The sequence below is a fragment of the Streptomyces sp. NPDC039424 genome, assembly GCF_055639495.1.
The window spans coordinates 230,620-239,392 of sequence record NZ_JBVKAI010000012.1; the positions used below are offsets into that span (position 1 = coordinate 230,620).

Sequence of the window (8,773 nt, forward strand, 5' to 3'; positions counted from 1 at the left end):
AATCGGCGCCATGCCGAAGGAACCCGCCGTCTTTCAGACCACTGCCGCCACGGAACGATTGGAACAGGCGGTGACGGAGGGAGCCGACGCAGTGCCGAACCAGGTCCTGACTGGCATGGGCGGAGTCGGCAAGACACAGCTCGCCGCCTACCAAGCCCGAGCCCTGTGGAAGGCCGGGCAACTGGACCTGCTGGTGTGGATTACCGCAGCCACCCGCACCGCTGTGGTTAACGGTTACGCCCAGGCCGCATCCGAACTCCTCGGCTGTGACCGCGCCGCCCCGGACCAAGCCGCAGCCTTGTTCCTTGCCTGGCTGGAACCGAAGCCCGGCATGGACAAGTGCCGCTGGATGATTGTGTTGGATGACCTGGCCGATCCGGATGACCTTCGCCAACTGTGGCCGCCGACGAGTCCCCACGGCCGGACCGTTTTGACCACCCGCCGCAGGGATGCAGCCCTGGCAGGCGCGGGCTGGCGTCAAGTGCCTGTGGAACTGTTCACCCCCGCTGAGGCCGTCGCCTACCTCAACGCCACGCTCACCGCACACGACCGTCGCGACGACCCCGATCAGCTCGCCGCCCTCGCCGAAGACGTCGATCACTTGCCGCTCGCCCTGTCTCAGAGTGCCGCCTACCTCATCGATTCCGGTCTGGACTGTGCTTCCTACCGTCGGCTGCTGGCCGACCGCACGGTGACTCTTGATGGCGCACCTGCCCGACCGGCTCCGTGATGACCAGACCACCCGGGTCACATCCGCATGGTCTCTGTGTCTCGATCGCGCCGACGAGCTGCGTCCCGTCGGCCTGGCCCGCCCCATGCTGCATCTGATCGCGATGCTCAACCCCAACGGAATCCCAGAAGCTGTTCTCACCAGCGAGTCCGCTCGTCGGCATCTCACCACCCATTCCGTCGGCTACACCCGGCTCTTGTCAAGGCGATTGCGCTCACGATCGCCACTGAGCAACGTCTCGGAGCAACAAGCCCGGGAGGCCCTGCGTGCCTTGCACCGGCTCGGCCTCATCAACCACGACCCCGAGAACCCCCACGAAACCGTTCGCGTACACCGGCTCGTGCAGCGAGCCGTACGCGAGACTCTCACTCCCCGCCGGCGTGACCTTCTTGCGTGCACCGCCGCTGACACGCTCATGGCCGTCTGGCCCGACAGCTACTTCGATACCGTGCTAGCCCAGGCTCTGCGTGCCAACACCGCAGCCCTCACTACCCACGCCGAACATGCACTCCACAAGGACGGCACGCACCAAGTTCTATTCGAGGCTGGCAACAGCCTAGGAGCGAGCGGACAAGAGGCCGCCGAAGTCGCCTATTTCCGCCAGCTTGCCAACGCCTGCCGCAAGCGCGCTGACAGGCTCGAAGCTCGCCATTCTCTGGCCTGGTGCCGCGGCTGGACAGGAGACGCCGCCACGGCCGCGGCAGACTTCAAGAAACTGCGCCGCTCCAAGATCTGGGCCCGAGGCTTCACGCATCCCGCCACGCTCGGTGCCTGGCACGCTCTGGCCACATTCCGTGGCCGCGCAGGAGACGCCTCCGGAGCCGCGAAGTCCTTCAGGAGGCTGCTATGGGTCCGGAGATGGAAGTTGGGATCCGACCACCCCGATACCCTAAGCAGCCGACACAGCCTCGCGTGGTGGACTGGCAAGGCGGGAGACCCAGCCAGCGCGGTGGCCATGTTCACCCGACTGGTAATCGACCGCGAAAAGGCGCTGGGCGCCGACACCTACGACGCCCTCGAATCGAGGTACGCACTTGCTTGGTGGACTGGCAAGGCAGGAGATCCCGACGCTGCCGTAGAAGCCATGAAGGGCCTACTAAGCCGATTCGAACGGATCGCGGATTCCGACCACCCGGACCTTCTTGACCTCCGATACGGCCTGGCTCGGTGGCAGGGCGAGGCTGGGGACGCTGGCGGGGCCGCGGAAGCTCTCACCTTGCTGGCTCGTGACCAGGAACGCGTACTGGGTCCCGAAGCCCCTGACACGCTCAGAACTCTGCGTGAACTTGCCCGGTGGCGAGGTGAGGCCGAGCTAACGGGCGCTCAAGAATCGAACGATTAATGAGCAAGATCAATTAGCGGGGGTTCGCGTCCGGGCCGACGCCGGGATCATGCTCGTAAAACGGTGTCAGAAAGTCGACGTGCTCAAGAACTTGAGTGGCACCCTATTCTGTACGATCCCGCGGGTGCAGACACCCTCCGACGACACCGCCGATCTCCTCACCCCCGTCCCCGCTGTACGGACCGGCGCCTTCGTGGGGTACGCCCGTGTATCGACGAAGGGACAGTTGCTCGACCGGCAGATCCACGCACTCACCGAAGCGGGCTGCATCCGGATCTTCGCCGACAAGAAGTCCGGCAAGAACGCCGAGCGCGAGGAACTGTGGAAGGCGCTCGACTACCTCCGCGAGGGAGACAACATCGTCGTCCCGTCCCTGGACCGGCTCGGTCGCTCGATCCAGGACCTCATCGCGATCGTCTCCGACCTACGCAAGCGCGGCGTCGGATTCACCTCGCTGCACGAGGCACTCGACACCACCATGCCGGGCGGGCGCCTGGTGTTCCGCGTGTTCGCCGCGCTGGCGGAGTTCATCCGGGAACTCATCGTGCAGGGCACCAACGAGGGGCTGGACGCCGCCCGCGCCCGGGGCGCCCGGCTGGGTCGTCCGCCGGCCATGACCGAGGAACAGGTGCGTCACGCCCGGGATCTGCTCACCCGCCCGGGGAACACCGTCACGTCCATCGCGAAGCTCTTGGGCGTCAGCAGGAACACGATCTACAAGTACGTGCCCGAGCTGAAGGGAGGGCGAGTCGCGGCTGCGCGTCCACGCGCGGGGCCGGGACATCGCCGTCGACCACTGTTTTCGGATCGGCCCGGACAGCTTGCGCTGTCCGGGCCGATCCTTGTCTTAAGTCGATGATGCCGAGACCTGCCTCGGGCCGCCTCGTGCGCTCACAAGCCGTCTTAAGACTTCGGCTGCCCGGCAAAGGCGTCACCCGGCATGGCCTTTCGGTGGTGAGCCGGCTTCGGCCTCGAAAAGCTCAGCGATTTGGGCGAGTTGACTGGCACTGTCCTTGAGCAGGCTCCAGTTGTGCTCCTGGGCTGCTTGGAGGCACTGCGTGAGGTGAGCGCGTAGCGCGGCGTGCGCGTCGACGAGATCCCCTTGTTCCGTCACTTGCTGGTCGGTGCCGGCCGGCAGTAGTTCTGCAGATGCTGGCTCCCGGCGTGCTGCTCGACGCTGTTCGGCCGCGCGGATGGATTCCCGGAAGCGTTCCACTTCGCGTAGCCCTGCGGCACGCGCGGCCTGGCCGCCGGGAGAGATGGTCTTCGCCGGCCGGCCTTTGGACTTCTTGCCCTTCGGCCCGCCATGATCCCCGCTCGTCAGCTGGACGCGCTTGGGTGAACCGTCCCGACGTTGCCTTCGCCCGCTGGTCATCCCTACACGCTACCCACGCCCGATGCAGGCAGAACCCGGGGTGCAGGAGCAGCTCCGGCCGGAGCTGCCGATGCGCCGGGTTCAGGTGGCCGTGGCGCCCTGGCCGCGCCGGATGCGGCCGAGGAGGTCACGGTGGTAGGCGGCGAGGCCTCCTTGTGGGATGGGGGCGGGGCTGCCGGTGAGGGTGTACCACTCGTCGGCGCCGGTGTACTGGACCGCGACGTGTGCGCTGTGCCTGTCGTCGGTGAGGGTGGTGTGGACGGTGAGGTCGCCGGTGATGATGCCGACTTCGTCGGTCATCGCCCCGCCCGGGCCGGCGGTGACGGTGCTGGTGTACGTATCGGTGTCTGGGCTGGTGTTCATGCGGGGCAGGTATCCAGCATCTCGTCCAGCTTGCTCTTCTCCGGCTCGGTGATGTTCAACTCGTATACGTATTTCACGTGAGTCCAGGCACGCGCGTGGGTGCACCAGTAGGAGCGCAGCGGCGGTGCCCACTGGTCGGGGGACTGGTCGCCCTTCTGCCGGTTCGAGCTCGCGGACACGGCGATCAGCTGCGGGTTGGTGAGGTCGTTGGCGAACTGGCGGCGCTTGGCGGTGGTCCACTCATCGGCTCCGGAGCGCCATCCGTTGGCCAGGGGAACGACGTGGTCGATGTCGACCTCGGTGGACGGCCTGGTGGAGACCTTCCCGTCGTAGGCGCTGTACCAGGTCCCGGAGACGGCCCGGCACTGTTCGTCCTGGACCACGTCCTGGCCGTCACGGGCGAGGACGGTCTCGCGGGTGTCGCAGGCGCCGTACTGGGTGATCCAGTGGGGGAACTTCGCGCGTGAGTAGCCGGTCATCGGATGCGGGGCGGCGACGGTGAGTTCACCGAGTTCCTTGCGGACGACATCGGCCGGCGGCGGCTCGGGAAGATCCCGGCGCACGCTCGGGGCACCGGCCATGTGCAAGGCGGGCACTGCGGACGCGGCCGCAGCCGCGGGAGCGGAGCTGAGGGGGGTGAGCAGCGCAGCGACCGCCGCGGTGACCAGGGCAAGCTTCGTGTGGAACAGATGCATGCGCTCATCTCTCTCGATCGGCAATGAAGCTGATCAAGACAGGTAGCGGTCCTGGCGCGCCGGTGCGGGCGTACCGTCAGCGGCATCACTCGGATGGCGGGTGGGTGTTCACCGGAGAAACGAACCATCAACGGCCCCCTGCTTGAGGCGACTGCTCGCCCGCGGGGGAAGAGATGGCGTCACTCACTTCCGAGCTCCATCGGTTCGCAGCCTCGGGCGTCAGCTGTACATGCGACCCACAACGGTCCCGGTAAATCCAAGGCCATGGCATCGCTTTGAGTGATACACGCTGCGTGTCTGCGGTGCGTGCGGTGCGAAAAAGGGGTAACCATCCACGGCACGCGGCGCGCATATGCCCCTCATCCCTTGGAAGTAACTCATATTTTGTGTGCTTGTAGGGCTGATGTAAGAGCATCCGGTGGCCAGGAGGTTGAGAACGATGGTTCCCCTGCTTCTGGTTCTTCTGCTGGCTCTGATCCTCTTCGGTGCGGGCTTCGCACTGAAGGCACTGTGGTGGATCGCAGTGATCGTGCTCATCGTGTGGCTGCTCGGCTTCGTCGTCCGGTCCGCGGACAGCGGAGGCCGCAAGGGCCGCTGGTACCGCTGGTAGACCAACGACACCCAGCGCGAGGAGCGCGCCACCGCGAGCAAGGAGTGGGCCCGGCCGACACGGCCGGGCCCACTCGCGTTAAGGAGAAGCGCCCTTGCGGCGGTTGGGAGGGATCGGGCTTATCGGACGCACCGCAGGGTACGTGAGTCATGCACCGGCCCCGCAGACACAGCAGTGGAACCCTGCTCCTCCTATCTGCGCGGCCGGTGCGTCGGAATGCATCTCATTCGGCCGGGTGGCCAGGCCACGCAGTTCGGCCCTGGCAGCTATGTCCACAACACGCCCTCCATCCCGACCGGCGCCACGTCAGCCACTCACGCACGATGTCAGCCTCGATGGCCGACAAGCCCAGCACCCACGGGGCCGACAGCCAGCGGCCGACGAACGTGGACTCGAGCGCAACCCTGCGCCGTCGAATTATCTACGGCACCACCCGCCCGTTCCCGCTGTACCGCCACATCGAAGACCCAGGCGAGGCGCCCACCGAGCCGGTCGCCGACCTGGTCCTGCGGCCGGGCGACATCCTGTACGTGCCGCGCCGCGTGTGGCACGCGGTCTCCGCCGACCAGGGCACCCGCTCCCTGCACGTCACCTGCGGACTGCAGACCCACACGGCAACCGACCTGACGACGTGGGTGTCCGAGCAACTGCTCACGCACGAGGACTGGCGGCGCGACCTGCCACTGCTCGCCGCGCCGGACGTCCAGGCCGCCGTGGACCAGATGAGCTGTCGGTGCGCGTCGACCAGCCGGTCCTGTCCGGCGACCCGATCCTCCAGCACGACCTCCAGCTGCCGGACTCCTGGTGGGCCGACCTGGCTAAGGCGCTGGAGAAAGTGTCGGCGACTGTCACTGACCGCATCGCCGTGCGTCAGCAGTACATGGACCGGGCGATCCCCGAGTTCGTCGGCATTCCGGCCCCGGCCGTGACCTGCTGGACGACTGCCCATGCCGACGTGCACTGGGCGAATCTCACCGAGCCCCTGCGACTTTTGGACTGGGAGGGCTGGGGGCCGGCTCCGGAGGGGTTCGACGCCGCCACGCTCTACGCCTACTCGCTGCTCCAGCCGGACGTCGCCGCCCGCCTCCGTGCCGCCTTCCCCGTCCTGGGCAGCCCGGCCGGCCTCGCCGCCGAAGCGACCGTGTGCGCGCAGCTGCTCCAGACGGTCGCCCGCGGCGACAACCTGGTCCTCGAAGACCAGCTCCGGACCTGGGCCGGGGAACTCCGCCACCGCTGACCGAGCCCCCCAACGCGCGGCTGCGGTCTTTCCCGGATGCGGAGGGATCCGCGGCCGCCGACGCTGGAAGCATGAGCGCCACCGCCACCTGGTCGGGCACGATCGCCTTCGGGATGGTCGTGATCCCCGTCCAGCTGTACGCGGCCACTGAAGCGCACACGGTACGGCTCCATGAGATCCACACCGCCGACGGCAGCCGCGTTCAGCACCGCCGCTTCTGTGCTGCGGAGGATCGCGAGATCCCGTACTCCGAGGTAGGGCGGGGCGTCGCCCTCCGGGACGGCCGCCTGCTGCGTCGTCGGCGGCGGGCCCGTCGGCCTCTTCTCGGCGTTCCTGCTCGCGCGTCGCGGACACCGCGTACAGCTCTTCGAGGCGCGGCCGGACCCGCGCTACGAGGGGGTTAAGCCCGGCAAGTCGATCAACGTCACGCTCTCAGAGCGGGGGCTCGCCGCGCTGCGCGTCCTCGACCTGGAGGCGCAGGTGCTGGATAAGCTGTGCACGCCGCTGCACGGGCGCGTCGTGCACACCGCCGATCGCACAGCCAGATGCCCTACGGCCGACCTCTGCAAGCCGCGTCCCGGGCCGCTCTGACGAGGTTCCTGGCCGACGCGGCCGACCAGGAACCCAACGTCCGCCTGTTCTTCGGGCAGCGTTGCGCGAAGCTGGAGCCCGCCACCGCGACCGTCACCGTCGTCGATCAGCAGACGCGGCAGCGCCGCGAGGTGACCGCCGACATGGTCGTCGGCGCCGACGGAGCATCCTCAACCGTCCGGCAGCAGATGCAGAGGGGCCAGCTCGCCGACTTCAGCGTTCATCATGTTCCGTGGCGCTACAAGGAGTTCACCGTCACGGCAGAAGCCGCTGAGGCGGGAGTTCTTGCCGAAAACGCGTTTCACGCCTGGCCAGGGGGCCAGCTCATGATGTTCGCCATCCCGAACGCCGACAGGTCGTTCAACGCGGTGATCGTACTGCCCGCGGTCGGCGAGGACAGCTTCGAGAGCATCACCACGCCGGCCGCAGTGGACGAGTTCCTCCGGTGCCACTTCAACGGCGTCGCTCCGTTCATGCCGGACGCAGCGCAGGAGTTCCTGCGCGGCTCACCGTCCGGGTTCGCCACGGTCAGGACCTCGCCATGGCGGTTCGCGAACAAGGTGGTGCTCATCGGCGACTCAGCTCGTGCCGTGGTGCCCTTCTACGGGCAGGGCATGAACGCGGGTCTCGAGGACGCCGAGTGCATCGTGACGCATTCCGGGGACTGCGGCCTGGCGTTCGCGGCCTACCAGGGACACCGCAAGCCGCATCTGGATGTGCTGGCGGACCTCTCCATGAAGAATTTCGACACGCTGCGTGAAGGGGCGCGCCGCCCCCACGTGCTCGCCCGCCGAGAGGCAATCGAGCTGCTCCACCGCATCCTCGGCCAGCGCGTCATGTCGCTCTCCTACGCAGTGCAGCACACCACCCTCCCGTACGCAGACTGCCAACGCATGGCCGAGCGCGTCCACCGTCTGGCGCGCCTGTGCGGCCTGGATCTCGTCGTGGGGGTGCTGGCGCTGCGGCACGTCAGCAGCGGCTGGCTGAGGCGCGTGCGGTCGGGGCGCAAGTGATGACCAGCCTCGCGGGGGAATGCGGTGGCTGCTTCGTCTCGGGCGGATGGCAGCCGCCGCACCAGTAGCCGTATCGCAGATGCGCTCGTAGTCCGGGTGACCGAGGTGCGATTAGCGCGGCGGGGGCCCGGGCCCGACCTGCGCGTCCCGGGCTTAGATACCCGCCGTGTACGCGAGGGAGAAAATTCATCCGCCCGGGCGTCCCGCCGCGGCACTGCTCGCGCCGTCATGGTCGGTGGTGAGCGCGGCCCGACCATGGGTCTGGCCGTGGCGCGCTCATCAGTTCTTCAGGGCCTGACCGTTCCAAATCGTGCTCTCCCTGCCCTGGCCGCCCCTTGACTCACTGGCTGTTCTCGATCACGAGGGCAGACGCTCCACCGTGGCCACCGACGAGTGGATCATTGCCATGGGGACGTAGGCGTGCCGTCCGGGTCCAAGCCGTATGGCCATCGCTTCCTGAAAGCCTCTTCCAGCTGGTGGTAGAACGAAAGTGTGGCGTCGCCAGCGTCGGCGACCTGCCGGTAGACGGTTTCGGCGCCCTCCTGGTCCCCGGCCTCCTCCCGCATCACCGCCAGGCGGCGCAGGGCCTCGGTGTCTCCGGCGTCGGCGGCCTGTCGGGCCAGGATTTCGGCGCCCTCCTGGTCCCCGGCCTCCTCCCGCATCACCGCCAGGCGGCGCAGGGCGCCAGTGTCACCGGCGTCAACCGCCTGCCGAGCCAGGGCTTCGGCGCCCTCCTGGTCCCCGGCCTCCTCCCGCATCACCGCCAGGCGGCGCAGGGCGCCAGTGTCACCGGCGTCAACCGCCTGCCGAGCCAGGG

The 8,773-nt window shown here is 67.9% G+C and carries 10 protein-coding genes and 3 pseudogenes; 9 read left to right on the plus strand and 4 right to left on the minus strand.

Features of this window, described 5'->3' with window-relative positions; all coding sequences use genetic code 11:
* Positions 1 to 10 precede the first annotated feature (10 nt).
* From ACZ7L0_RS27815 to ACZ7L0_RS27825, 3 genes are all read left to right on the plus strand, one after another.
* Positions 11 to 730: an NB-ARC domain-containing protein gene (locus tag ACZ7L0_RS27815; protein ID WP_471245293.1), complete on the plus strand. Its 720-nt coding sequence runs from the start codon at positions 11 to 13 to the stop codon at positions 728 to 730.
* Positions 702 to 2,072: a DUF7779 domain-containing protein gene (locus tag ACZ7L0_RS27820; protein WP_471245294.1), complete on the plus strand. Its 1,371-nt coding sequence runs from the start codon at positions 702 to 704 to the stop codon at positions 2,070 to 2,072. The genes ACZ7L0_RS27815 and ACZ7L0_RS27820 overlap by 29 nt, the downstream gene beginning before the upstream one ends.
* Positions 2,073 to 2,151: 79 nt before the next feature.
* Positions 2,152 to 2,931, plus strand: a complete 780-nt coding sequence (locus ACZ7L0_RS27825; RefSeq protein ID WP_471245295.1) for a recombinase family protein — start codon at positions 2,152 to 2,154, stop codon at positions 2,929 to 2,931.
* A 72-nt stretch (positions 2,932 to 3,003) separates the two neighbouring features.
* Here ACZ7L0_RS27825 and ACZ7L0_RS27830 read toward each other — a convergent pair whose 3' ends face one another.
* The 3 genes from ACZ7L0_RS27830 to ACZ7L0_RS27840 form a co-directional block, all read right to left on the minus strand.
* Positions 3,004 to 3,447, minus strand: coding sequence for a hypothetical protein (locus ACZ7L0_RS27830; RefSeq protein WP_471245296.1), 444 nt, complete (start codon positions 3,445 to 3,447; stop codon positions 3,004 to 3,006).
* 81 nt (positions 3,448 to 3,528) lie between these two features.
* Positions 3,529 to 3,810, minus strand: a complete 282-nt coding sequence (locus tag ACZ7L0_RS27835; protein WP_471245297.1) for a hypothetical protein — start codon at positions 3,808 to 3,810, stop codon at positions 3,529 to 3,531.
* Entirely contained in the window at positions 3,807 to 4,505 is a 699-nt protein-coding gene (locus ACZ7L0_RS27840) for an HNH endonuclease family protein (RefSeq protein WP_471245298.1), read from the minus strand. Before ACZ7L0_RS27840 ends, ACZ7L0_RS27835 begins: the two co-directional genes overlap by 4 nt.
* A gap of 439 nt (positions 4,506 to 4,944) precedes the next feature.
* On the opposite strand from ACZ7L0_RS27840, the gene ACZ7L0_RS27845 reads away from it, so the two are divergent.
* The 6 genes and pseudogenes from ACZ7L0_RS27845 to ACZ7L0_RS27870 all read left to right on the plus strand — a co-directional run bounded on the left by ACZ7L0_RS27845 (position 4,945) and on the right by ACZ7L0_RS27870 (position 7,956).
* Positions 4,945 to 5,115 (plus strand): DUF5670 family protein, encoded by a 171-nt coding sequence (locus ACZ7L0_RS27845; protein WP_037661814.1) that lies wholly within the window; start codon positions 4,945 to 4,947, stop codon positions 5,113 to 5,115.
* 335 nt (positions 5,116 to 5,450) lie between these two features.
* A pseudogene (locus tag ACZ7L0_RS27850) lies at positions 5,451 to 5,681 on the plus strand (JmjC domain-containing protein); the annotation flags it as partial.
* 167 nt (positions 5,682 to 5,848) lie between these two features.
* Positions 5,849 to 6,352: a hypothetical protein gene (locus tag ACZ7L0_RS27855; protein WP_471245347.1), complete on the plus strand. Its 504-nt coding sequence runs from the start codon at positions 5,849 to 5,851 to the stop codon at positions 6,350 to 6,352.
* A gap of 113 nt (positions 6,353 to 6,465) precedes the next feature.
* On the plus strand, positions 6,466 to 6,756 hold the full coding sequence (locus ACZ7L0_RS27860; protein WP_471245344.1) for a Ku protein: 291 nt from the start codon (positions 6,466 to 6,468) through the stop codon (positions 6,754 to 6,756).
* Positions 6,653 to 6,943 (plus strand): annotated as a pseudogene (locus ACZ7L0_RS27865) (FAD-dependent oxidoreductase); the annotation flags it as partial. The gene ACZ7L0_RS27860 and the pseudogene ACZ7L0_RS27865, both read left to right, overlap by 104 nt.
* Positions 6,898 to 7,956, plus strand: a complete 1,059-nt coding sequence (locus ACZ7L0_RS27870) for an FAD-dependent oxidoreductase (protein ID WP_471245299.1) — start codon at positions 6,898 to 6,900, stop codon at positions 7,954 to 7,956. The pseudogene ACZ7L0_RS27865 and the gene ACZ7L0_RS27870, both read left to right, overlap by 46 nt.
* A gap of 398 nt (positions 7,957 to 8,354) precedes the next feature.
* Here ACZ7L0_RS27870 and ACZ7L0_RS27875 read toward each other — a convergent pair.
* Positions 8,355 to 8,773 (minus strand): annotated as a pseudogene (locus ACZ7L0_RS27875) (hypothetical protein); the annotation flags it as partial.

Excerpts from the sequence above, each read along its gene's own strand:
- ACZ7L0_RS27840 (WP_471245298.1), bottom strand. The coding sequence starts at position 4,505 with ATGCATCTGTTCCACACGAAGCTTGCCCTGGTCACCGCGGCGGTCGCT.
- ACZ7L0_RS27860 (WP_471245344.1), top strand. The coding sequence starts at position 6,466 with ATGGTCGTGATCCCCGTCCAGCTGTACGCGGCCACTGAAGCGCACACG.
- ACZ7L0_RS27845 (WP_037661814.1), top strand. The coding sequence starts at position 4,945 with ATGGTTCCCCTGCTTCTGGTTCTTCTGCTGGCTCTGATCCTCTTCGGT.
- ACZ7L0_RS27830 (WP_471245296.1), bottom strand. The coding sequence starts at position 3,447 with ATGACCAGCGGGCGAAGGCAACGTCGGGACGGTTCACCCAAGCGCGTC.
- ACZ7L0_RS27815 (WP_471245293.1), top strand. The coding sequence starts at position 11 with ATGCCGAAGGAACCCGCCGTCTTTCAGACCACTGCCGCCACGGAACGA.
- ACZ7L0_RS27820 (WP_471245294.1), top strand. The coding sequence starts at position 702 with ATGGCGCACCTGCCCGACCGGCTCCGTGATGACCAGACCACCCGGGTC.
- ACZ7L0_RS27870 (WP_471245299.1), top strand. The coding sequence starts at position 6,898 with ATGCCCTACGGCCGACCTCTGCAAGCCGCGTCCCGGGCCGCTCTGACG.
- ACZ7L0_RS27835 (WP_471245297.1), bottom strand. The coding sequence starts at position 3,810 with ATGAACACCAGCCCAGACACCGATACGTACACCAGCACCGTCACCGCC.